At 40.1% G+C, this 24726-nt stretch carries 22 protein-coding genes and 1 tRNA gene; 11 read left to right on the forward strand and 12 right to left on the reverse strand.

The features are described 5' to 3' along the window. Positions 1-7: 7 nt before the first annotated feature. The 3 genes from M992_RS14985 to M992_RS11395 all read right to left on the reverse strand — a co-directional run bounded on the left by M992_RS14985 (position 8) and on the right by M992_RS11395 (position 2905). Positions 8-814, reverse strand: a complete 807-nt coding sequence (locus tag M992_RS14985; RefSeq protein ID WP_053908712.1) for a putative hydro-lyase — start codon at positions 812-814, stop codon at positions 8-10. Continuing rightward, on the reverse strand, positions 811-1599 hold the full coding sequence (locus M992_RS11390; RefSeq protein WP_053908713.1) for a LamB/YcsF family protein: 789 nt from the start codon (positions 1597-1599) through the stop codon (positions 811-813). Before M992_RS11390 ends, M992_RS14985 begins: the two co-directional genes overlap by 4 nt. Before the next feature lie 67 nt (positions 1600-1666). Next, the gene (locus tag M992_RS11395; protein ID WP_047256619.1) at positions 1667-2905 is read right to left on the reverse strand and encodes an NRAMP family divalent metal transporter; all 1239 of its coding nucleotides are present in this window, start codon (positions 2903-2905) and stop codon (positions 1667-1669) included. A 562-nt stretch (positions 2906-3467) separates the two neighbouring features. On the opposite strand from M992_RS11395, the gene M992_RS11400 reads away from it, so the two are divergent. From M992_RS11400 to M992_RS11425, 6 genes are all read left to right on the forward strand, one after another. After that, positions 3468-4124 carry a GntR family transcriptional regulator gene (locus tag M992_RS11400; RefSeq protein ID WP_053908714.1) on the forward strand — a complete coding sequence of 219 codons (657 nt, stop codon included), beginning with the start codon at positions 3468-3470 and terminating at the stop codon, positions 4122-4124. Between the two features lie 471 nt (positions 4125-4595). Further along, on the forward strand, positions 4596-5363 hold the full coding sequence (locus M992_RS11405) for a basic amino acid ABC transporter substrate-binding protein (RefSeq protein ID WP_053908715.1): 768 nt from the start codon (positions 4596-4598) through the stop codon (positions 5361-5363). Positions 5364-5419: 56 nt separating this feature from the next. Continuing rightward, on the forward strand, positions 5420-6184 hold the full coding sequence (locus M992_RS11410; RefSeq protein ID WP_053908716.1) for an amino acid ABC transporter permease: 765 nt from the start codon (positions 5420-5422) through the stop codon (positions 6182-6184). Continuing rightward, the gene (locus M992_RS11415; RefSeq protein ID WP_053908717.1) at positions 6171-6893 is read left to right on the forward strand and encodes an amino acid ABC transporter ATP-binding protein; all 723 of its coding nucleotides are present in this window, start codon (positions 6171-6173) and stop codon (positions 6891-6893) included. Before M992_RS11410 ends, M992_RS11415 begins: the two co-directional genes overlap by 14 nt. Before the next feature lie 305 nt (positions 6894-7198). Beyond that, a complete protein-coding gene (locus M992_RS11420) occupies positions 7199-8254 on the forward strand; it encodes an NAD(P)-dependent alcohol dehydrogenase (protein ID WP_053908718.1) in 1056 nt (351 codons plus the stop codon). Between the two features lie 548 nt (positions 8255-8802). Next, a complete protein-coding gene (locus M992_RS11425) occupies positions 8803-9144 on the forward strand; it encodes a carboxymuconolactone decarboxylase family protein (RefSeq protein ID WP_053908719.1) in 342 nt (113 codons plus the stop codon). Between the two features lie 116 nt (positions 9145-9260). Here M992_RS11425 and M992_RS11430 read toward each other — a convergent pair whose 3' ends face one another. After that, on the reverse strand, positions 9261-10304 hold the full coding sequence (locus tag M992_RS11430; RefSeq protein WP_282955650.1) for an NADP-dependent oxidoreductase: 1044 nt from the start codon (positions 10302-10304) through the stop codon (positions 9261-9263). 207 nt (positions 10305-10511) lie between these two features. Next, entirely contained in the window at positions 10512-11102 is a 591-nt protein-coding gene (locus tag M992_RS11435; protein ID WP_053908720.1) for a TetR/AcrR family transcriptional regulator, read from the reverse strand. Positions 11103-11429: 327 nt separating this feature from the next. Here M992_RS11435 and M992_RS11440 point away from each other — a divergent pair, with 327 nt between their 5' ends. Further along, positions 11430-12587 carry an iron-containing alcohol dehydrogenase gene (locus M992_RS11440; protein ID WP_053908721.1) on the forward strand — a complete coding sequence of 386 codons (1158 nt, stop codon included), beginning with the start codon at positions 11430-11432 and terminating at the stop codon, positions 12585-12587. Between the two features lie 50 nt (positions 12588-12637). Next, entirely contained in the window at positions 12638-13339 is a 702-nt protein-coding gene (locus tag M992_RS11445) for a type 1 glutamine amidotransferase domain-containing protein (RefSeq protein WP_053908722.1), read from the forward strand. 474 nt (positions 13340-13813) lie between these two features. Here the strand turns inward: M992_RS11445 and M992_RS11450 are convergent, their stop codons facing one another. From M992_RS11450 to M992_RS11460, 3 genes are all read right to left on the reverse strand, one after another. Beyond that, positions 13814-14398, reverse strand: coding sequence for an NAD(P)H-dependent oxidoreductase (locus M992_RS11450; RefSeq protein WP_053908723.1), 585 nt, complete (start codon positions 14396-14398; stop codon positions 13814-13816). A gap of 600 nt (positions 14399-14998) precedes the next feature. Then, complete coding sequence (locus tag M992_RS11455) at positions 14999-15490, reverse strand: DMT family transporter (RefSeq protein ID WP_053908724.1); 492 nt, start codon at positions 15488-15490, stop codon at positions 14999-15001. Positions 15491-15499: 9 nt separating this feature from the next. Further along, a complete protein-coding gene (locus M992_RS11460; RefSeq protein ID WP_053908725.1) occupies positions 15500-15934 on the reverse strand; it encodes a DMT family transporter in 435 nt (144 codons plus the stop codon). A 99-nt stretch (positions 15935-16033) separates the two neighbouring features. Between M992_RS11460 and M992_RS11465 the strand changes: the two genes are divergently transcribed. Then, positions 16034-16969: a LysR family transcriptional regulator gene (locus M992_RS11465; RefSeq protein ID WP_053908726.1), complete on the forward strand. Its 936-nt coding sequence runs from the start codon at positions 16034-16036 to the stop codon at positions 16967-16969. Positions 16970-17202: 233 nt separating this feature from the next. Here M992_RS11465 and M992_RS15100 read toward each other — a convergent pair whose 3' ends face one another. Together M992_RS15100 and M992_RS11480 are read right to left on the reverse strand one after the other, a co-directional pair. Beyond that, positions 17203-17814 (reverse strand): hypothetical protein, encoded by a 612-nt coding sequence (locus tag M992_RS15100; RefSeq protein WP_134473703.1) that lies wholly within the window; start codon positions 17812-17814, stop codon positions 17203-17205. A gap of 133 nt (positions 17815-17947) precedes the next feature. After that, entirely contained in the window at positions 17948-18304 is a 357-nt protein-coding gene (locus tag M992_RS11480) for an MmcQ/YjbR family DNA-binding protein (protein ID WP_053908729.1), read from the reverse strand. Positions 18305-18977: 673 nt separating this feature from the next. On the opposite strand from M992_RS11480, the gene M992_RS11485 reads away from it, so the two are divergent. Then, positions 18978-19892, forward strand: a complete 915-nt coding sequence (locus M992_RS11485) for an alpha/beta hydrolase (RefSeq protein ID WP_053908730.1) — start codon at positions 18978-18980, stop codon at positions 19890-19892. Positions 19893-20987: 1095 nt separating this feature from the next. Here the strand turns inward: M992_RS11485 and M992_RS11490 are convergent. Beyond that, positions 20988-21063 (reverse strand) — tRNA-Lys (locus M992_RS11490). Positions 21064-21314: 251 nt separating this feature from the next. On the opposite strand from M992_RS11490, the gene cycA reads away from it, so the two are divergent. After that, positions 21315-22718, forward strand: a complete 1404-nt coding sequence (gene cycA, locus M992_RS11495; protein ID WP_053908731.1) for a D-serine/D-alanine/glycine transporter — start codon at positions 21315-21317, stop codon at positions 22716-22718. Positions 22719-22825: 107 nt separating this feature from the next. Here the strand turns inward: cycA and putP are convergent, their stop codons facing one another. Then, positions 22826-24310, reverse strand: a complete 1485-nt coding sequence (gene putP, locus M992_RS11500) for a sodium/proline symporter PutP (RefSeq protein ID WP_053908732.1) — start codon at positions 24308-24310, stop codon at positions 22826-22828. Positions 24311-24726 lie beyond the last annotated feature (416 nt).

Genomic DNA, 24726 nt, shown 5'->3' on the forward strand with positions numbered 1-24726 from the left:
TAACCCCCTAAACATGGTAAGCCGCATCCGGCACATCGGTAATAAACATATAACCGGGAGCATGACTAAGAGCAAAAGGTACGCCAGATTTTATGACCGCAGCTTGTGGCGTCACACCACAGGCCCAAAATACTGGGATCTCGCCAGCCTCAATTCGCACGGCATCACCAAAATCTGGCTGCATAATATCACTGATCCCTAACGCTTCAGGACACCCTACATGCACCGGACTGCCGTGTACTGCAGGAAACCGCCCACTGATCATTACAGCGTCAGCCACTCTGTCGGCGGCAATAGGGCGCATAGAAACCACCAGCTCACCTTGTAATCGCCCTGCGGGTCGACATAACTGGTTAGTACGATACATGGGGACATTACACTTATCTGTAATATGACGGATTTCAATACCCGCTTCTCGCATCGGCGTTTCAAACGTAAAACTGCATCCTATCAAAAAAGTGACTAAATCAGGATGTTGATGATAAATATCTGTGGCATCAGTGATTTCATCGACAAGTTTACCTTGCTGCCAAACACGATAACGCGGTATGTCTGTACGTAAATCGGCATCTTCAGCTAATACCGTTTGCCAATTTCCCGCATCACAAACATCTAAAAGAGGACAACTTTGAGGATTACGCTGTGCATACAATAAAAAATCAAAAGCCCATTCTTTTGGCAGCGCTATCATATTAGCTTGTGTCATGCCGGGAGCCATTCCCGCAGTCGGCTGGTTAAATCCATGGCGAATAGATTCGCGCGCGGCCTTGGCAGCCGCGATTGCCGCTGTACTTGCTTGCATCAGTGCGCTCATTTTGCCTCCTCAACAATGGTGGCAGAGATAAATGAGCCGACAGTAATACCTTGCTGCTCGAGGGCTAGACGTAGCTGACGCGCCATTTCAACCGCGCCCGGGCTATCGCCATGCACACAAATAGAATCAGCCTCTATTGGCGTAAATTGGCCTTCAATAGACATCAATCCGCCTTGCTGCACTAATTGCACCATCCGCTCAGCAACCTGCTGTGGATCATGTAATACGGCCCCAGCCTGTTGGCGTGAAACTAAACGCCCATCGGCATGGTAAGCTCTGTCGGCAAAAGCCTCAGCAACCGTATTTAATCCGGCATCTTTGGCCCATTGCACTAACGGGGAGCCGGCTAATACCACCAATTCTAATTGCTTATCAAGCGCCAATATGGCGTCGATAACCGCCATCGCCTGACGCTTATCCTGCGCGATGGTGTTATATAACGCCCCGTGCGGTTTAACGTATCTCACATCTGTGCCCGCTGTCGTCGCCAAACCAATTAATGCCCCAATTTGATAAATGACATCCGCAAACAGCTCTGAATAGGACAAATCCATATTTCGCCGACCAAAACCGACTAAATCGGGATAAGCCACATGAGCGCCAACCACGACATTATTCTGCATCGCTGCTCGTAAAGTAGCCAAAATGCCCGTTGGTGATCCCGCATGGAAACCACAAGCAATATTGGCGCTACTAACAATTTTCAGCATCGCTGCATCGTCGCCCATTTGCCATTGTCCAAAGCTTTCACCTAAATCACTGTTTAAATCGATTCTTTTTCTCATTATTTGGTCTGCCTTATTCTGTGTATTGGCTTATTAGCGCCGAGGATCAAATACATTCTGCTGCTGACTACTTCAAATAGTTGAAAATAGCACTGACAGACATCGCGCCCATATACCAAGTCAATACACAGGTAATTACGCCTAACCACAACAACCAGCGTGGGTATAAATATCCGCCCATTAAATCCGCACGTTTCCAACCGACATAGATAAAAATACTTAAGCCAATCGGTAAAATTAAGCCATTAAATCCACCAGCAAAGACTAACAATGCTGCTGGGGCGGTTCCCATCATTAAATAAATCACTAGCGAGATAGCAATGAAAATGATGGTCGCAATACTGCGCTGGCGTTCAGTGATTGAACGATGAAAAACAGTAATAAATGTCATCGAGGTATAGGCAGCACCGATAACGCTAGTTAACGCAGCAGCCCAAAGGATCAGACCGAAAATACGCAAACCAAACTCCCCTGCTGCCGCTTGAAATGCCTGTGATGCGGGGTTTGATGCATGCCCAGAAATATCGATAGTCACCCCACTAGCCACCACGCCTAGAATGGCCAAAAATAAGATATAGCGCATTAAACCAACCACAATGATCCCCTTGGTTGCCGCACTCGATACAACTTTAATATTTTCAATTCCTACCGCGCCCTTATCCAATAATCGATGGGCACCGGCATAACTGATATATCCGCCAACCGTTCCGCCGACAATCGTAGTGATCGTGGCAAAATCCACCTGATCTGGCATGACACTCTGTTTTAAGGCTTCGCCTAAAGGAGGGTTAGAGACAATGGCGACATATAAGGTAAGGAAAATCATAATTAATCCCAACCCAATCATTAATCTATCAATCGCTGTACTGGCTTTACGGGAGGAAAAAATATAAATCGCCAATAAAGCACTAATCATCCCTCCCCATTTGGGATCTAAACCAACTAGTGCATTTAAACCCAATCCAGCGCCCGCAATATTACCAATATTGAATACTAGACCACCAAAAATAACCAGTATGGCCAATAAATAACCACTGCCGGGGATCGCTGCATTTGCTACATCGGATGCATGCATTTTAGTCAAAGTAACAATGCGCCAGATATTTTGCTGAACCACATAATCAATCACTATTGAGGCGAAAATACCAAAGGCAAAAGCTGAACCCATGGTTACTGTGAACGTGGCTGTTTGTGTTATGAATCCGGGACCAATCGCCGAGGTTGCCATTAAGAAGATGGCCGCAATCAATGAGGAGCGACGAGCTTTTATATAACTGCTGGGGCTTGCTTTGTGTTGAGTTGCCATGTGCAGACTCCTGATTATTTATTATTGTTTGCCGCTAACGCTATGATTGTGTGAGTTATGCACAGCTGGATCTTGCGGTCACTAGGTAGAATAACAGAGGCAATTATCGTGCCATTGTTCTATCAGACTTGATAATTGTTAATTCATTGATGTTATATTGTTGAACAATTAATAGGACATGATGAATAAATCAGCAATCTAATTCGTTTTTTCAGATTCAAAAATCATACTGCGATCACTTTTTTAACAAAAATAATATTTAATTAACATTATTATGCTTGTTAATTAAGCTAATTTGCCGAGCACTATGGTGGTGCAGTTACGTCGTTTTTCACTGTTAAAGTGCAAATTAAAAGTGCACATCGAAAATACAGATCAAAAGCGCTCGCGGCTGGCTTACGATGCCTAGCTTGCTGCGCTCTAGTGAATATGTGAAGATAACGCTGTCCCTGCTATTTCGCCGCAGTGTTCACTTATTTGCTACTTTTATCTCGGCTATCTGGGCACATAGCTATAAATAAATAGATACATAACTATAAATAGACATATAACTGTGAATATCATGAAAAAACAAAAGACTCCCCCGATCTTAGCCGTCACTATCGCAGAAACTATGCGCAATAAAATTACGTTAGGAGAATGGATTCCGGGGCAGCGATTATCCGAAGCCGCATTGAGCGAAGAGCTTGAGATTTCACGCAACACATTAAGAGAAGTATTTCGCGTTTTGACTCAAGAGGGCCTGTTAACATACACCCCAAATCGTGGCGTGTGTGTCTCTATTCCCGATGTTGCTACAATAAATGACATTTATCGGGTGCGACAACTGATAGAATGCGATGCGCTACAACACGCTTATGCTATGCATCCCGCCGTCGAGAAAATGCAGCAAGCGGTAAGCAATGCTCGCGTTCATGCAGAAAATAAATATTGGATAGGTGTCGGAAGTGAGAATATGCAATTTCACATGGCGATAGTGGAGCTTTCTGATAGCCAACGATTAATTAAACTCTATCGCCATATTTCAGCCGAATTACGTCTCGCCTTTGGCCATCTGCAAGATGCAAAATTATTGCATGCTCCTTATATTGATCAAAATGCGCAAATACTTAACTTACTTAATGCAGGAAAAAATCAGCAGGCCGCTGAATCTATGCGCCACTATCTTGATTTATCTGAGCGCACTTTACTCGCAGCACTCGCACGCCAAGCCTTATAGCGAATATATTCGATCAATATAATAATCTTAATCATAAAGTATAAGGTTTCTTGGAACGTTAAAAAATTAACCCCGCGATAAGTCAACACTATTAAAATTCATAATTATGCAATAATAGCCTAAACATAATAGCTGATAATATTCAAAGCGAGTTATTCGACAAAGTAATCTTCGGATATTTATATTTGTATCAAAATAAATCATTGCTTTCAGCGTAAAATACCGAGATCATTCACTGCATTCAATCAAGTAACATCTTATTTAATTGATAAAGACAATGAGTTAACTCCTTTCTAGAAAGAATTAATTAACCTTATCATTCCTTAGCTTTCGATTCTTTACCTCAACTAAAAGCTGTCAGTTTAAGATTTTTAATTATTCAAAATTTATTATTAATTCACAAAATATGATTGCGAAGCCTAAGATATTTGTGTATTTTTATTCACATAAAATGCATAAATAGAGGCAAGTATGTTAAAGAAAATTATTTTCGCAGGATGTTTATCGCTGATGGCATTCTCAGGGGGAGTGGTAGCCAAAGAAACTTATGTGGTTGGATCTGGCGGAACTTATCGTCCCTTTGAATTTGAAAATAGCCAAAAACAGCTGGAAGGATTTGATATCGATATCATTAAGGCTATCGCCCAAGCAGAAGATTTCGACATTAAATTAATCAACACGCCATGGGAAGGTATTTTTGCCACTCTGTCGACCGGTGATAGAGATATTTTAATTTCAGGTATTACGATTACCGATAAGCGTCAGAAAATGGTCGATTTTTCTGCCCCTTATTTCCCAGCAGATCAGGCGATTGTCGTTAGTGAAAACTCAAAAATTGCAGATTTAGAGGGATTAAAAAAACTTAATGTCGGCGTGGTGAATTCCAGTACTGGGGATATTGTAGTATCCGATATTATTGGTAAAAACAGCACCGCAATCAAACGCTTTGATAATACACCGTTATTACTGCAAGAACTGTACGAAGACGGAATCGATGCCGCGGTCGGGGATGTAGGCGTGGTAAAATATTATATCAAAACTCACCCAGAGAAAAAATTCAAACTGATTTACGACCCACACTTTGAGAAACAATATTTCGGCATTGCCGTCGCTAAAGGTAATAGTCAATTACAGCAAAAAATTAATACTGGTTTACAAAAAATCGTTGCCGATGGTACCTATGCCAAAATATATCAGCACTGGTTTGATGAACAGGTCCCCGAATTACCAAGTAAATAATTAAGTTATTAATTAAACCATACTGTGGGTAAATAGGATTTTATCAGGAATGTGTTATGACAGGATTTCGCTGGGAAATTATCGAGGAGTATGCGCCTTTATTTGCTGAAGGCGCATTAATGACCATCAAATGTACCATTATTTGTGTCATTTTAGGGACGCTCTGGGGCTTAACCCTTGGGCTAGGCAGAACGGCTAATGCTGAACAAGGCCCATGGAAACTAGGATTGCGTATTTTTGTACAATGGCCTGTTCGTTTTTATGTCAGCGCATTTCGTGGTACGCCATTGTTTGTACAAATCATGGTGGTTCATTTCGCACTGGTTCCATTATTTATCAATCCACGAGATGGGCTATTAGTTACCAACGGTATTATGTCGATAGATACCGCCAGAATGTTACGTTCAGATTATGGTGCGTTTCTCTCATGTATTGTGGCTATTACATTAAATTCAGGGGCTTATGTTTCTGAAATTTTCCGCGCGGGTATTCAATCGATTGATAAAGGTCAAATGGAAGCCTCCCGCGCTTTAGGCATGAGCTGGGCGAAAACAATGCGTAAAGTCATTTTGCCTCAAGCTTTTCGGCGTATCCTGCCTCCGCTGGGCAATAATGCCATTGCGATTGTCAAAGATTCTTCATTAGCTTCGGCTATCGGTCTCGCTGATTTAGCTTACGCCGCGCGTACTGTTTCCGGCGCATATGCCACTTATTGGGAGCCGTATTTAACTATTTCAGTTATTTACTGGATGCTGACCTTTATTCTGGCGCAGTTAGTTCAATATATGGAAAGAAGGTTAGGCAGAAGTGATTTACGTTAATAATTTACAAAAACAATTTGGTCAATCACATGTGTTGCGTGGCATTTCCTGTGAAATCAAACCTCAAGAAGTGGTTTGTGTTATAGGCCCTTCTGGGTCAGGAAAAAGCACTTTTCTGCGCTGCTTAAATGCATTAGAGCGTCCGGATGGCGGCGAGATCATCGTCAATGGTTTTAATGTACATGATCCTAAAACTGACCTGAATAAAATGCGCGAAAACGTTGGGATGGTCTTCCAGCGCTTTAATTTGTTCCCACACATGACCGTGCTGGAGAATTTAACTATGGCACCACTGATGGTTAAAGGATCGAAAAAAGCCGAGGTACTGGAGAAGGCCGAACAATTATTAATCAAAGTGGGTCTGCTGGACAAAATAGATGCATGGCCTGCCAGCCTTTCTGGTGGACAGCAACAACGGGTCGCCATTGCTCGCGCATTAGCCATGGATCCATCGATTTTATTGTTCGATGAACCGACATCTGCTCTTGATCCTGAATTAGTGGGTGAAGTTTTATCGGTGATGAAAACATTGGCGACAGAAGGTATGACCATGGTGATTGTGACCCATGAGATGGGATTTGCTCGTGAAGTTGCAGACCGGGTATTTTTTATCGATCAAGGGATTATTCAAGAAGCCGGAACGCCGGAACAGATTTTCAATCACCCTCAGAATCCTCGTACCGCCAGCTTTTTAAGCAAGATTTTATAACTTTTAAGGTTTATCTCTGCGGGGATAAACCTGTTTCCTTGCAAATCGATTCTCCGCCACGCTAAAAATCTATTCTCAGCTATTTTAAACACCATTACTCTATGTTAGCGTAACTAATCACATATAATTAATGTCATTATTATCATTTTTTGAATAATAAACTATTATTATAGTGAAAGAACAATAGTCTTCAAATTATAGCCCTCGGCTAAATCCACTGTTTGCTCTCAGCTTTCCTGATAATAGATAGCCGTTCTGACGCCTATTCGCTGGGATAAGACAAATATCAACCGGAGATACCAATTATGACCGTAAAGATCTTAGGTTATGCCGCAAAATCCGCTACTGCGCCTCTTGCTCCATTACATTTTGAACGCCGCGAACCTCGCGCTGATGATGTAGTTATTGAAGTTCTCTATTGCGGCGTTTGCCATTCAGATCTACATCAAGCACGTAATGATTGGGGCTTCAGCCAATACCCATTAGTTCCTGGACATGAAGTTATTGGTCGCGTCACATCTGTCGGTAAAAAGGTGACTAAATTTGCTGTCGGTGATATCGCCGGCATTGGTTGTATGGTCGATTCTTGTCGTCAATGTAACCCATGCAAACAAGGATTAGAGCAATATTGTGAAGAAGGCAATATTCAAACTTATAATGGTAACGATCGTCATGACCATAGCGTGACCTATGGGGGATATTCACAATCAATCACTTGCAGTGAAGATTTTGTGCTTAAAATTCCTCAAGGTTTAGAACTGAGTGGTGCAGCACCTTTATTATGCGCAGGCATTACTACATGGTCGCCACTGCGTCATTGGAATATCGGTAAAGGCAGTAAAGTCGCTATTGTAGGACTCGGTGGCTTAGGTCATATGGCTCTGAAATTAGCCAATGCACTAGGCGCTGAAGTGACCTTATTTACCCGCTCTGCCAATAAAGAAGCGGATGCACGACGCCTCGGAGCCCATCATGTGATTTTATCCAACGATCCTGAGCAAATGGCGCAAGTAAACGGCCAATTTGATCTGATTATCGATACCGTCCCTTATACACATGATATCAATTTATACATGCCAACCTTAACGTTAGACGGAACACTCGTCTTTGTTGGTTTATTGGGAGAAATTGATCCGACAGTCAGCACCGTATCTATGGTATTAGGTCGCCGTTCGATTGCTGGCTCATGTATTGGGGGAATTGCAGAAACCCAAGAAATGCTCGATTTTTGTGGACAATATAATATCACTTCCGATGTTGAAGTGATTAACATGGCAGAGATCAATGAAGCCTACGAACGGATGTTAAAAAGTGATGTGAAATACCGCTTTGTAATCGATATGGCAACATTACGCCCTTAATTTTCCGAGCTACGTGAACAGAGTAACCGGCTAAATTATCTAATAATTTCACTCGTGATTACCTACCGTCCATACTGATTATGGACGGTTTTTATGGGTTCTACTCCAGATAATGCCCGCCACTATTCTTATAACTATTCTTGCAACCATTCTTATATCTTGCGCCATTGATAATTCTATCGTATCAATAATAAAGCGGTTATCCAGCACATACATAGAGCTTAATCACCGGTAGATTAATGTCAACCTCAACGTATTTATTCAGTTATACACCTCATTTATTTAAACTTTTATTAAATCCGTTGCAGCATTACCTTCAAAAATCGGGATGCCAATATTAGTCATATAGTCAATGCCAATACTGCACATTCAACTATAATCAATTTTCATCTCAACTTTACGTTCCCTACTAATCCATAAAAAGAACCCCGCTTAGAAGCCGATGAAATTTATCGTTCTTGTATTCGCCCATATAGTAGGCAATATCACACAATATATTTTTATATAATATTAATTTAAATAATTTAGTGGACATAAGAGGCTATAAAATGAATAAATACACTGAAATTACAACTGACATCGCGAAAAACATGACTGAATTAAGTAAAAATATTCCCGATGTGATGAAAAGCTTTTCAAATTTAGCTAAATCAGGTGCTGAAGCCGGAATTTTGGATGAAAAAACCAAAGAGCTAATTGCAATGGGGATAGCAGTTGCGGGTCGTTGTGATGGATGTATTGGATTTCATACAAAAAAATTAACCAGCTTAGGGATCTCAGAGCAAGAATTTTCAGAAATGTTAGGCGTAGCTATCTTTATGGGGGGTGCCCCTTCTGTGATGTCTGCGGCTAATGCCCTTTCTGCTTATAAAGAATTTAGCCAGAAATAATTGGCCTGATTATACAACCAATAATAAATCGACTATCTGACAAAAAAATAAAATAGCGCCCTTAAAATAGTGGACGCTATTTAATATCAGCATGATTAAAACATAGGTTAAATAACTTACTGTGGCTGATTAATTTTAACCACTAATTTACCAAAGTTTTTTCCTTCGAGCATTCCCATGAAAGCACTAGGTGCATTTTCAAGCCCTTCAACAATTTGTTCTTTATAATAAATCTTATCCTGTTCTAACCACGCGCTCATTGCTTGGGCAAATTCATCGTACCGATCAGCATAATCATTAAAAATAATAAATCCTTGTACTTTAATCCGCTTAACTAACAATTGTCCCATCAGCATAGATAAACGATCCGGGCCTGATGGCAAAGATGTCGCATTATATTGCGAAATTAATCCACATAATGGAATTCGCGCACGCGGATTTAAGAGTGGTAACACCGCATCAAAAACTTTTCCGCCGACGCTTTCAAAGTAAACATCAATTCCTTTATCGCAGGCTGTAGCCAGCTGTTGTGCGAAATCAGCATCATGATGATCGATACACGCATCAAATCCCAACGTTTCTACTGCATAACGACATTTTTCTTTTCCGCCAGCGATACCGATAACCCGACACTGTTTTATTTTACCAATTTGCCCGACGGTCGCCCCCACAGCTCCGGTTGCTGCCGCAACTACAATAGTTTCTCCCGCTTTCGGCTGGCCAATATCTAATAAGCCCATATAGGCGGTAAAACCTGGCATCCCCATGACACCTAAAGCCAGTGAAGGATGTGCCGGATTTTTACCCAACTTGATTAAACCTTCGCCGTTAGAAACGGCATAATCCTGCCATCCTGTATAGGCTAAGACCCATTCGCCTTCAGCGAAATCAGCATGTTGTGATGATTCAACTTGGCAAACTGTTGCGCCAACCATTACATCCCCTACGGCCACAGGCTCAGCATAGGATGCGGCATCACTCATACGACCACGCATATACGGGTCTAACGATAAATAAATACTGCGTAATAGCATTTCACCAGACTTAATGCTTGGTTTTTCTACATTTTCCAGTCTGAAATTCTCTGCCGTTGGGGCACCATGTGGACGAGACGCCAGCACAATGCGCTGATTTTTTGTTAGAGTCATGTCAGAAGTCATAATATTTCCTGTAATTTTTATCACCGACTATCTTATTATCGAAATACATATTATTGATATAGATAGATAAATAATAGACCGGTCACTTAGTTGTAGGGTAAAAAATCAATTAATTTGATTTTTAATTAGTATGAATCACGGCGATTACCGTGAATTATAGTTTCTCTAGTTTTAATCACTGTTTGGAGTAATAACTATTTTCTTTAATCAATTATTAGGTTTCAGTAAATCTTTAGTACTTTCTAAACATTGATGTAGCCCGGACTGATCTTGATATAATTTATTCAAGACACTGGCCCCCACCCACAAAAAATACAATTGATGAGCGGTTTTTTGGCTATCACTTGGCTTAATCGAACCATCGGCGATACCTTTTTCAATACATCCAGCAATAGAAGTAACCACTTGATCGGCACCATTACGCAGTGCTAAGCGCATTGGTTCTGATAAATCAGACACTTCGGCACTCAGTTTTACGACCAAACATTTGTTGGCATTACAGCATTGGTCATCTTTGCCTTTCCAGTATTCAAAATATTCTAACAAGCAATCATAGCCACTGCGCTGGGGATGATTAAAAATATTACTTGCCTGCTCGAGGTAATGTTTAAAATAAACGTGAATAAGCTCAGTACCAAATAACTCTTTAGATTTAAAGTAATGGTAAAAAGAGCCCTTTGGCACATTGGCTAATTTCAGTAACTCTGATAGCCCCACTTTAGTGAAGCCCTTGGTTACAATCAGTTGATAGCCGACATCAAGTATATGTTGGCGTGTATCATTAGTCGTTTCATTCATAACTTTCATCATTAAGGTTATCGATATCAATTATCATAGAGGGAATTAGACCAATCGTCTAGTCACGTTGCTCATTTTGAGCATGACTTGCCTCGCACATCACATTAATTCTTTGAATTTAAATGAAAAAAATTTCAACCTCTACCATAAATAGCTTTATTTTTAATCAATAAGCCCCGCACCTAAAGCAAAAAATAAAACACTAGACGACTAGTCTATTTTTTTGTTAGTGTGAATACATAGTCAACATAATCCCTCGAGTTACTCGGTTGATAGTTAATAACATCAGCGATTAATTCAGCCAGTAACCTAGTTTAGGACAATTTAATGCTTAATTTTAATTTCTATAATCCAACTCGTATTATTTTTGGGGCTGAAACCATCGGTCAATTAAATCAACTTATTCCAAGCGATGCCCGCGTTCTGTTACTGTTTGGTGGTGAAAGCGCACGACGTAATGGTACCTTAGACGAAATTTATCGAGCATTAGGGCAACGCAAAGTCGAAGAATTTGGCGGTATAGAACCTAATCCAAGTTATGAAACATTAATGCGAGCTGTCAGCCAAATCCGTGAAAATCAAGTTGATTTCTTACTTGCTGTGGGGGGTGGCTCGGTAATTGATGGCACTAAATTTATTGCGGCAGCGGTTGAATATGACGGTGAACCATGGGAGATCCTCGAAACTCGCGGTAGCAAGATTACTCGAGCATTACCGTTTGGTTCCGTATTAACCTTGCCTGCAACAGGTTCAGAGATGAACAGTGGTGCAGTTATTACCCGCAAAGCGACACAAGATAAACTGTCCTTTATGAACCCACTGGTTTTCCCACAATTTTCTATTTTAGATCCAACCAAAACCTATACATTGCCGACACGTCAAGTAGCAAACGGCATCGCCGATGCTTTTGTCCATGTGGTCGAACAATATTTAACCTACCCGGCAGATGCCGCAGTACAAGATAGATTTGCCGAAGGATTATTACACACACTAATCGAGATAAGCACTCAGATTAAAGATGCACCAGAAGACTATGCCGTGCGGGCTAATTTAATGTGGGCAGCCTCTTTAGCCCTCAATGGATTAATCGGTGCAGGTGTACCTCAAGACTGGTCAACTCATATCATCGGCCATGAGCTAACCGCGATGTACGGCATTGATCATGCAAGAACATTGGCTATCGTTCTGCCGGCTAATTTACAGATACGCCGCGAGGCTAAACGTCAAAAATTACTTCAATATGCGCAGCGTATTTGGGGAATAACTGACGGAACAGAAGAAAGCCGTATTGATCAGGCAATTGAAAAAACCCGTCAATTCTTTGAAACGCTGGATATCGGCACCCATTTATCCGACTATGATTTATCTACCGATACTATCGATGCAGTAATTAAACAGCTTGAAAAACATGGAATGACCGCGATTGGTGAACATCAAGATGTCGATTTAGCAACTAGCCGTCGTATTTTACAAGCCGCGCTTTAATTGCTCAGCCAGCGTAACTATTAGCTACCTTAAATATAAGAGAGATGCCAATGAATATCCTGCTCATTTTGACCTCGCATGATAGCTTGGGCGATAGTGGAGAAAAAACCGGTTTCTGGCTGGAAGAATTAGCTGCGCCCTATTACACCTTTATTGATGCAGGCGCACAAGTTACACTTACCTCGCCAAAAGGTGGATTACCGCCATTAGATCCAAAAAGCAATCAGCCTGAATTTCAAACGGCTGCAACCGTACGTTTCAGTGCCGATACTTCGGCAATGCAAGCGCTGCAGACTACCCTGCCCTTATCTACAATTAATGTGGCGAATTATGATGCCATTTTCTATGCCGGAGGACATGGTCCATTGTGGGATCTGGCCGAAGATCCGTGCTCAATTAGCTTAATCGAGCACGCGATTAAAGCAAATAAACCCGTGGCTGCCGTTTGCCATGCGCCAGGGGTTTTTCGCCATACTAAAGCCGTGGATGGACAATTTTTAGTGCATGGGAAATCAGTCACGGGATTTAGCAATAGCGAAGAGCAGGCTGTTGGTCTTACCGACATTGTGCCTTTCTTGCTTGAGGATATGCTGAAAAATCATGGGGCTAACTACAGTAAACAGCAAGACTGGCAGCCATACGTGGTGACTGATGGTTTATTAGTTACCGGGCAAAATCCGGCGTCTTCAATGGAGACAGCTCAAGCAGTATTAAACTTATTATCAGCAAAAAATAGTGCTGGCGCCGCATAAGGGTGACATCATAGAAATGCCTATCTTTGTGAATAGATTATATTATATTGCCACACTATAAGCACTAACAGAGACAGAAAACGCGGCATAAAATACCGGATAGAATATAGATAAGCCAAGTGGATTAACTCTTTTTGGCTTATAGGAAAAGGGAAGAATAATTTATTATTCCTCCCTTTTTTAATCATAGTATTTTAATTATTTATCGACTTATCACGCCGACACTAACGCTGCGGTATAACTCCAGTTTGCAGCAGAAGTTAGCATACGATTTATTTATTCTAGTATATGGCTTATATCTTCTTTATAGAGAGAAGATATACAACGACTTATTAGAATTTATTCGCAACATTTTACCGTCAGTGTTTCAAATTAGTCTTTTACTATGTTAAACCGCTATTATTAAACTTAAAAACAGCTATGTTTTGAACAGCTATAGTAAGTATCTATAGTAAGTATCTATAGTAAGCGGCATTAAGCGGCGCTAAACTCTCGAATAAGATGCTGTTTATAATCAGCAATAAACTGGTCAACCTGTGGCTGTTTAATCACATCATTAACCATAAACGAGGGCAGACTCGTCATTCCTAAAAACTGTTGTGATTTATGGAATGGAAAATAAACACCATCGACTCCCTTCCCTTCAAAGAAATTATCAGCATCATTAAAGGCAGCTTCAGGTGCGTTCCAGGTAACTGAAAGCAGATATTTTCGACCTTGCAATAAACCACCACTTCCATATTGCTTCGTTGGATCTTTACGGGTTCGTCCATCACTTTCATATAACTTAGAATGACCTGCCGTATAAACCTCGTCCATATATTTTTTAACTTGCCACGGCATCATCATCCACCAGCCCGGCATTTGATAAATTATCGCCTCGGCCCATAGAAATTTTTCAACTTCTTCCTCAACTTGATAACCATGCTCAATATCTGTCGTTTTAATGGTATGACCTAACTCGGCTAACTGATTACACGCCGTTTCATGCAATGTTCTGTTTAATTGTCCACCGGAGTGACCAAATTGATGCCCACCATTTATTAATAATATATTCATAAGCTAATCACCTTAAGTTGAACCAATATCATAGACTTTAATTTATGTGATCAGCTTAACAAAATTGACATAAATCTGACAGATTGTTCTAACGTCAGTATTGAAATCTCGCACAAAAAGATAATTAAAAAATCATACTGTGCATCCAGTTTATTTTCTCTAAAATAGAGTGATATTAAGATATCAAAATTCCCATCTATCTCATCTACGCATCACTATTTCGGTACAGTTCATCATAGGCGTGGCATTCGTTATCTCGCCCAAAAAGAGCCCTAAGCTTTTTTACCTTCCAACTTTCTGTCTTCTCTCACGCATACGCCTTAGCTTCAGCTTGCTTTTAATTATAAATAGAGCCCGGGCATAAATACCCGCACGTCGCTCCAACGCCCTGCGAGGTTTATCTACCGGCGTACTATTTTCTAATTCTGCAAACTCACTATTTACGGCTTAGTGAGCTTAGGCTAAATTTTTAAATGTGTACGCTTGAGGTTCCGTGATAAATGCAAGCATGACAGTAATGTTATTCAGCGAAAGAGTTTTCTCGGTAATTAGAGTGATGCAATAGCGCCTAACTCACGGCTGTTTTCTCAGTCGCTTACATCACTCGCGTACGATAGCTTTCTTCAATGACTTCTCCACGGGCGCTGTTTTAGATTTACTGCTCGAGTAGATAAAGAACAGTGCAATACCTAAACATATGACTGCTCCTAGTCGTGTTGACGAGAAGTGAATGACTTCGTTTCCTAACCAACCGAAGTTATCGATCAGCATACTCATTGTCAGTTGCCCAAAAATAACCGCAACAGTAGCTACAGCTGAACCGATTCGTTGGACTGCGATCACCATAATAACGATATAAGGCACACCACAAAGAGCCCCCAGTAACTGCCATTTTGGAACATCCAGCAGTGTAAGTGCATGCTTTGGCTCAAAGAAAAAGATCAACAGAGCGGTAACTAATGCACCAGTAGAAAAGGTCAGGAATGCACTTCGGAATACACCGACATTGCTACCCAACTTTCCACCTATTGCAGCCTGCATGCTCAGCACGGCTCCACCTACCACGGCAAGAATAATCATCAAAATATTCATAGTTTTACCTCAATCTTTTGCCACTAAAGCCAGAGCAGCAACAATAAAAATAAGCGCAATGACTCTTTTACGATCAATTTTGCGATGAGCGGTGCCAAAAAGTCCATAGTGGTCAATCACCAGACTTTTAAATACCTGGCCTGCAAGAATGCCGATCATGGTCATTGCAATACCAATACTGGGAACCGCAATAGTGAGGATCACCACATATATCGGTCCAAGAATACCGCCTACTAATGTCCATGCCGGTTGCGAGAAAAAAGAGGGGCTATTACGCGGGCTGAAGAAAAGCATCAGCATGAATGTCAGCGCAGCACCGACACCAAAAATGCTAAATGTGGCCCATAAATCTCCAACTTCCTCGCCTAGTGGTCCTAATAAACCAGCTTCAACGGATAATCCCATCCCGCCAGCAACGACGAGTAATATAAATAAAAGCGGCATAAAACAGTCTCCAACTTGGTTTAGGAGACAGATGATAAAGATGCTCAGAGTAATGAAAAACAGTATAATTCATGAAACACTTTTGCAGGAATCGAGATAATGTATGATGTCAGTTCAATAAACTTTCGTAGCTTATTGTTTTTTATAGAAGTTTTTGATTCACAGAGTTTTTCTGAGGTTGCCAGGCGAGAGGGAGTGTCTGCGTCGATGGTGTCGCGAGTGATTCTGCAATTGGAAGATACTCTCGGACAGCAGCTATTCTACCGTAATACTCGCTCTGTCATTCCGACCGAAGCTGGACGATTATTCGTAGGATATGCCCGAATAATGAGTGAGCAGCTCAGCGAGGCAAGAAAAGAACTTCAAGACAGATCTCTTGAACCTTCAGGGTTGGTAAGAATCAATGCGCCGGTTTTTTTTGGCCAACGGCATATTGCGCCCTGGTTGACTGGCCTATCCGAGCGCTACCCTAAGCTATTGATCAAGTTGGCGCAGACAGATGACTATATCGATCCCCACCGTGATGCTTCAGATATTATTTTTCGTATTGGAACACTTACCGACTCATCTTTTCACGCACGCATCTTCTGTACTCAGCGCTACCATCTTGTTGCGTCTCCTAAATACATTCAAAAGTGGGGAATGCCAGTTATCCCTTCAGATTTAGCACAGCATAAATGTCTGGTTTATGCGGGCTCATCCGGCCCTAATCGATGGCTATTCAGAGAACAAAATGATAACTGGATTCATTATCCGGTTTCTGCATTATTGATTTCTAACAATGCAGAAACGCTTCTTACTGCTGCTTTAGGTGGAATGGGGATGGTGCTCTTCCCGGACTGGCTGATAGGAGACAGCATTGATAAAGGGAAACTGGTCAGAATTATGCCCAATCTTGACGCTGCCATAAAAACAGAGCCACAGCATATTGCTGCGATTTATCCAAATGCCCGTCATCCCCCTCTGAATGTTAGAGCGGTTATTGACTACTTTCTGGAGGTTTATGGCGCCCCCCCTTATTGGCAATTCGACTGAATAATATATCTAATAAAATCATGCAATTAAGATGATCAACACGAACGCTCTAAAGATAATATATCACTAATAGTTAGCGTGCTTTTGGCGTATTAAGTGTGTGCTGATCTAGAGAAAATAAAATGCAGTTATTCCGGAAATTCTCGGTCAGACGCTCTGATTGCATTGATATAGTTGTGAAGAACGCCACGAAATCGTCATCATAACGAGGGAAGTGGCGCAGTCTCGGCACATTATCTGCATTCAGTCCATTGCTCAGTTATCTGCTTTTCACCATCAGAGACTGCAAAATCATTTCTTGTGTCTGCCATCACATAAGCGATTTTACCTTTAGTTTCAATAAATAGATTACCATTTTTCTTTTTCATTGCAGGGCTGGTTATTGTTGTCTTATCAGGCCTATTAGCTTTAAAAATATCTCCATTAACCTCTACATTAGCCAGCGAGAAATCTCTCATTTCTCCTACAACACCGTTTTTTATTGCCGCTTTGGCATATGAGCATCTGTATTTTATTAAATCAGATGATGACGCGGCGACAACAGATGTTATCGATGCCCCTGCTATAGCTAAAGATGATGCCTTTAATGCCTTACTTTTGTATTTGCTAGAGTCGTTGCTGGAGCGGCTATATAAACTTGATAAGCTTGAGTTATTATTACGCTTATATGTATTTGAACTTGATGAATAGCCCGTTCCTATACGGCAAGTTTTGCTAGCTGAAATGCAGCTATTACCACAAGGTATTCCTTTTTTACAATTTTTTGCTGACGCAGGAAAAGAAAAAGGTAGACTCAATATTGCAACTGATACTGATATAAGAATTATATTTTTAGCCTGCTCCATATCCTCACCATAAATTTAACTTAAGATTCATTAATACTATCAGTGAAACGAAAAAAGACTCAATCAAAAGACTCTATATGTGAACTGAGTTACAAGCCCAAGAACAAGCTAGATTGTGGTAATAAATTAGGCACTATGTGGTCAATTTATAACTATCATCAACCAATGCCTTAAGCTCACTTTCAGGGAAGTCACTATCCAACTTTATAGTAATCCAATGCTCTTTATTCATATGATATGCAGGATAAATATTTTCTTTTAATCGCAAAGAACCGACTAATTCAGAGGGAACCTTTAAGTCTATAATATCAACGATGTCATCAGTTCCACCTTCATACAGTTTTTTAGAAGGAACATCCATGATTAGAGCAAACCATTTTGAGTTATTTTTATGCCTGAAAATGATGTAGTTAGGAAATCTATCCCATAGATATTCTGCGGCGACACCATAATTACTCTGAATATAGTCTACAAGCTCATTCCTTTTCATTTTCTTTGCCCTTCTCTATTGATTTACTTTCATAATGATAAACCTAAAGCGAAGTATATCAAGATGAACTCTTAGCACTAATAATAAATCCTGTAATAAAGAAGATAGTTGGAATAGTAATAAAAATCATATTAGACGGGATATCGACTGCACCCCGATTTTTTGTGATACGTCCATTGAGCATAGTTTTAATTTATTTAGGAATAAGTGCAAAGAGTTTAATGATGCAACAGATTATTTAAAATCAGCCTAAAACATCAATTAAATAAATTCAAAATTAATAAGTATGCTATCTCATTAATTATGGACACTGATATTTCTATTATTAGTAACACATTGCGCGAACATAAATCTCGATTACTTATTCGTGCAAACGAAAACTCCCTAGATAAAGCATCTAGGTAAGCTATTAATTATGCGCACGAGTCTCAGGCTTAGTGTCATTGGCGATATTCATCCTAGTAACCAGATAGACTAGTGAGCGACTCAATCTGCTGAAAAAATAGCTACCCAGCCCAAGGCCGTGCTAATGAATCAAAGAGAGCAAAAGTTAAATACTATTGACTATTAAAATAAAAACTTTAATAGTATCTTTTAGTGACTTAGGTGAAATATTTATTTTATTATTGGTTCACTTTCAACTGCAAACATCTATTCTTATAAAGGATTTACAATGGACAGACGAAGTTTCATGCTAAAGTCAGCGATTCTAGCATCCTCCATGTTATTACCATTTAAAGTATTAAGTAAGCCGACTGCTGACAATAATCTTAACGGAGCAACTTTTAAAGAAGTAGAGCCCAAAGACTTCATCAAAGTAAGTTACGGCCCAGATAAAAATAACTACTTTGAATTAAGGTTACCTAAACAAATCGCAGGGAAAAAAGCACCAATAGCTATCGTGATTCACGGCGGGTACTGGAGAAACAAATACACTCTAGATTATATGAGTTACTTTTGTGAGTGGTTAAAAAATAATGGGATCATAAGTATCAACATGGAGTATCGTAGAATTGGAGACGTCGGTGGAGGATATCCTAATACATTCCTTGATGTGTCCGCATGTATAGATAGCATTCCACAGGTACTTGACAATATAGAGTCATTTGATATCAAGAATATTGACCTCAATAACACTGTCTTAATTGGACACTCAGCAGGAGGTCATCTAGCTACTTGGGCTTTTAGCAGAGGAAGCATTACTCAAGAGAGCCCTCTGTATGATGAAAAGATGTTTACGATTAAGAAAGCAATATCATTAGCCGGATTATTAGATCTAGAATATGCAAAAAAATATCACTTATCTAACGATGCAGTGCTAGAACTAATAAATGGTGTTCCTCTAGAGTTTATATCTAAAAATATCTCCCCTATAGATATGTTGCCAATAAAGAATGGAGAAGTTATTTTATTTCATGGTAATAAGGATAGTGAAGTTCCCATCGAAATAAGCACTAACTATAAAGAAAAAGCACAAGAAAATTGTCAATATTTTACTATCAATGGAGCTGGACACTTTGATCTGGTGGATCCCAAATCGCCTTATTTCAAAGAGGTAGGTAATAAAATATTAACCTCTTTTCTATAAAATAAATTCGCTATAACCATCTGAAATATTACGCATTGTACAAGCAGAAAATTTATCTATCTAACCTAATGATCGCTTAATTATATCCAATACCATTATGGAGTAAGTAGAATTGATCTGCTTTTTAACTAAATTAGTAAGAAAGGCGATAGCTGATAACTGAGCAAAGGACAGCACGCTGCCCTATTTTTTATCTTTCTGCTCTTGGTCTTTCACCCCACTTTCGCGGAATAAATTATCTAATGCAAAAATTCCGGACTAAAATCCTCTTCGAGTTATTGCTGTTAGCCTTGTTAATAAGCATTAATCTATATCGCTAAGAGATAAGGGTAATGGGCTAGATGATATTTCCGTATAGTTCCAGTGCCGATATGTGATACTGTAAGTCATTGATAAATAATTTTTTATTGCATGTAATGCTAGGGTGGGAATCTCAAGAAAACCTAGTACCTTTCGTTTTCAGCGCGTATTTTTCTCCTAAATCATCGCCAAACTCAACAAGCCATACCAAACAATCATTTATTTGGATCACATCAATCTCATGCGCTGATAAATCACTGCGCCCATGAAAGAAACGGTTTCACTTCGTAAAATACACAACATCGCCCTTATCTGCACAATCTGTACAATCTGTACAATAAAATTATTTCAGTTTTAAAATTCTACAAAACATATGGCCAGACCGCTCCACGCCTAGGGACTTGCGAGGGATCACAAACTGAAATGTGTGAAAGGATTTTCAGTAAATTTCAGCTTTTGGATCGCCGAATAGATCGCATTAAAAACATAACACAATGAAAAATATCGATAATTTTTATTTGTCGTAGGATTGATTAGATCGCGAAACTAACCGCATAATTTCAAAGAGTCAGTAATTATGCGGGTTTAGGAGAAATGAAAAACTGAAATAAGCTATAAAGATATTTATAAAAATTAGCGTGACATATTTTTGAAAAATAAAATGTATTGTGACATGTCACAAACTAATTAGGGCACGCAAAAAACCTGTCGCCATTTTGTCGCCAATGACTCATAAAAATAAAAAAAGCCACTTCATTAAAAGTGGCTTAATGTACTGATTTAACAGCTTAAAATTGGTGGGTCGTGGGGGGTTCGAACCCCCGACCAATTGATTAAGAGTCAACTGCTCTACCAGCTGAGCTAACGACCCGATAAGTATTATTTAACGCCTCTCATTCTGTACAGTCAATATTTTTCTGCTATTTTTATTAATATGGTTAATCCTAAACCATCTAAGTAAATGCTTTGTCATCAACAGGTTAAGTAATAGTCACTTCGAGCTCTATTAGCAAACTTTTTATTACTAGAACTACAATTTGTGTCACAATAATTTCGCAAACACCGTCACAACAATAAAAAAACACTGTGACAGCGAGTAACAATAAAAACATCGGACAGAATATGGCAGACAATCATCAAGCGACAACTAGCCACCCTGTGGCAGAAAAAAATCAATTGCGGCGAAGTCTTAGCAATCGTCATATCCAATTAATTGCTATTGGCGGAGCGATTGGTACCGGCTTATTTATGGGATCAGGTAAAACCATCTCGCTAGCGGGACCTTCGATTATCTTTGTTTATATGATAATCGGCTTTATGTTATTTTTTGTGATGCGAGCAATGGGCGAATTATTGCTTTCAAATCTTAACTATAAGTCGTTCAGTGATTTTTCGGCTGATCTTATCGGTCCGTGGGCTGGTTTTTTTGTCGGCTGGACCTATTGGTTTTGCTGGGTCATCACCGGAATTGCAGATATTGTGGCGATTACCGCCTATGTCAGCTATTGGGCACCAAATTTTCCAGAATGGGTGACGTCATTTATCTGCGTGCTAACCTTGTTAACTTTGAATTTAGTCTCTGTTAAGTTATTTGGCGAGATGGAATTTTGGTTCTCAATGATCAAAATTGTAGCGATTGTTTCACTGATTGTTATCGGTGGCACACTAATAGGCATGTCATTTACTTCGCCTTCGGGACACACTGCTGCGCTAGAAAATATCTGGAATGATGGAGGGATGTTCCCTAAAGGGCTGAGCGGATTTTTTGCTGGTTTTCAAATTGCTATTTTTGCTTTTGTGGGGATTGAATTAGTCGGAACAGCCGCTGCGGAAACCCGTGATCCTGAAAAATCTTTACCAAAAGCCATCAATGCTATCCCTTTCAGGATTATTACTTTTTATGTGCTTTCTCTCATTGTAATTATGGCAGTGACGCCTTGGCGCACCATCTTGGCGGATAAAAGCCCGTTTGTTGAGATGTTCGTGCTCATTAGCCTGCCTGCTGCGGCCAGTATTGTGAATTTTGTGGTATTAACCGCGGCAGCATCATCAGCGAACAGTGGGGTGTTCTCCACCAGCCGTATGTTGTTTGGTTTATCAAAAGAAGGTGATGCCCCCAAACAATTTAGTCAATTATCACGTAAAGCAGTACCTGCAACGGGCTTGATTTTTACTTGTCTCTGCCTGAGTTGCGGTATTATCTTAATCTATTTTATTCCAGATGTGATGCATGTGTTTACCTTGGTAACCACGGTTTCAGCTATCTTGTTCATGTTTATTTGGAGCATGATTATTTGCAGTTATTTGGCATTTAGAAAAAAACGTCCGCACCTGCATCAAGCTTCACGCTATAAAATGCCGGCAGGAATAGTGATGTCATGGGTCTGTTTGGCGTTCTTTGTCTGTATGATTATTTTGTTGACCTTACAACCAGATACCCGCCAAGCATTATTAGCTACCCCGTTATGGTTTGTGGCGCTATTTATTGGTTATAAAGTGGTACAACGCCGCAAACAAAAAGCATAATCGCTCTGCGATAAGATATAGATAAAAAAATAGGCGCTGATAATCAGCGCCTATTTTCATAATGACCCCATATAATTTAGTTTATTACTGTTTCAAGCTACAATATTCTAATGGGTTTTATACTCGGCTTCAGCTTCATCAAAACGTTGCTGTGCTTGAGCACTCGGAGCTCTAGTCACTAAGCTGACTGCAAATATAGCGATTGAGGCTAGAATAAAGCCGGGAATAATTTCATATAATCCAAACCATTTATACTGCACCCAAACCAAGACCGTACCCGCCCCTACTAGCATACCTGCCAACGCGCCACTTCGGGTCATGCGTTTCCACAGTACTGAAATTAAGACCACCGGGCCAAAGGCAGCACCAAAGCCGGCCCAAGCATTACTAACTAAGGCCAAGACTTTGTTTTCTGGGTCTCGAGCAATATAAATAGCGATAGCAGAGACTAGCAGTACCATGCCACGACCAACCCACACTAGCTCTTTTTGACTGGCATTTTTGCGTAAGAACGGCTTATATAAATCTTCAGTTAATGCGCTGGAACAGACTAATAACTGGCAGCTTAATGTGCTCATTACCGCCGCTAAAATCGCTGATAATAATATCCCGGCAATCCATGGATTAAATAATACTGTGGCTAATTCCATGAAGATACGTTCATTGTTACTATTAACCGGCCCAGCGAGTTGCGGGTTCATTTCGTAGTAAGCGATACCAAAGAAACCTACAGCAATGGTGCCGATTAAACATAAAACCATCCATGTCATACTGATGCGACGCGCACTACGAATAGTACGGTGAGAATCCGCGGCCATAAATCGGGCTAAAATATGCGGTTGCCCAAAGTAACCTAAACCCCAGCCTAACAATGAAATGATCGCCACAAAATTAAGCCCTTTGAACATATCTAAATATTCAGGATTTTTGGCTTCAATAATCGCAATCGAGGATTCAAAGCCGCCCACCGACATAATCACCATAATTGGAGTTAAGATTAAAGCAAAAATCATTAATGACGCTTGTACTGTATCAGTCCAACTTACGGCTAAAAATCCGCCTAAGAAAGTATAAGCAATCGTTGCTAACGCCCCGAGCCACATGGCTTTTTCATAGCTCATATCGAAGGTGCTTTGGAATAATAATCCACCGGCAACTACGCCAGATGCACAATAAATGGTAAAAAAGACTAAAATAACTAGCGCTGAAATGATACGCAGTATCTTGCTATTGTCTTCAAAGCGACTAGTAAAATAATCCGGCAACGTTAACGCATTATTATTTTTTTCAGTATGAACACGCAGTCGTCCTGCGACAAATAACCAGTTAAAATAGGCTCCAAGGCTTAAACCGATAGCAATCCAGCTTTCTGAAATACCCGCCAAAAATACCACGCCTGGCAATCCCATTAATAACCATCCACTCATATCGGATGCTCCCGCAGAGAGTGCGGTTACTACGCTTCCTAGACTTCGCCCACCGAGGATATAATCATCAAAACTGTTGGTTGAGCGGTACGCTAGATAGCCGATAAGTAGCATAAAGCTAATATAGATGATAAATGTCACTATCATCGGTGTACTTATAATCATCGGTTTTCTCCATTGAATTTTCGTTGTTATATTTTGCAAGTTACTGCTTTCCGTGTTTTACACGTGTTATTGCTGTGAAACTCTAATTACCTTGCCTATTGTTAATAATTTATCTTTACTAATTTTTAGCGTTTTACCCGCATCATCAAGGCTATTAACCTAGGTTATCGTAGGGTTTATAGCCTGAATTTAACCTCATTTTTAACTTTATCAATAAATAATGTTGTACATAATTGTTTAATTATGTTGCACATTTAGCGATCTAATTAGCTATTTATGTATAACTATAGAAAATATCTAATTAATTTAGATAGCCTCAATCCTAGACACTCAATTGATAATTTAACAAGAAATTGACTTATATTTATCTTAAAAACGACGTGTTAATCACATTTATTACTTTTTGACTATGTGGA

The organism is Moellerella wisconsensis ATCC 35017 (genome assembly GCF_001294465.1).
In the GTDB taxonomy this organism is placed as follows: domain Bacteria; phylum Pseudomonadota; class Gammaproteobacteria; order Enterobacterales; family Enterobacteriaceae; genus Moellerella; species Moellerella wisconsensis.